1 protein-coding gene is annotated in these 504 nt (G+C 46.8%); it reads right to left on the reverse strand.

Translation table 11 applies throughout. The annotated features are described in order from the left end of the window. A partial coding sequence (gene gspK / locus R7190_RS31225) for a type II secretion system minor pseudopilin GspK (protein ID WP_318138390.1) occupies positions 1 to 504 on the reverse strand: 504 nt, incomplete at both ends.

Here is a 504-nt window from a genome sequence, read left to right on the forward strand (position 1 = left end):
AAAACATAGCGACTAAAATCGGCGCTTGTTCCACCTCTATCGTGTTGACGTTTAAACGCCAATCATCACTTGGGATCGCACATACCAAGGGCTCAATCTTTTGATAAATTTCACCACTCACTTGATATACCGCGCGCAGTTCAGTTTTGTCTGCCATCCAAACATTAGCCGCTAAATACGAAGGTTTCATCGATTCGTAGGTGCGGTCTTCCACGCCGGTGGTTGAACGTACTGTGCTGTCTGAATCAATGTATTCCCAAGTGGAATCGGCAATCACTTCCGCTTGATACGGCTCTACATCTGACTCTTCCAACAAACGCTGCAGCACTTGAACCAAATATGGTCGAGTGGTTTGTTGTCCGGTCGGCTGCACTCGACTTAACACATTGAGGTTAAAGCACGCTTGCTTATCCCAAATACGTCCTGCAGCTTGACCATAGTCCAATGGGTACACTTGTTCTTTAATCGCCCAAGGTTGGCTGAGGTTGATGGTATCGCTGTCTT

The organism is Vibrio sp. 1078-1 (assembly GCF_033340475.1).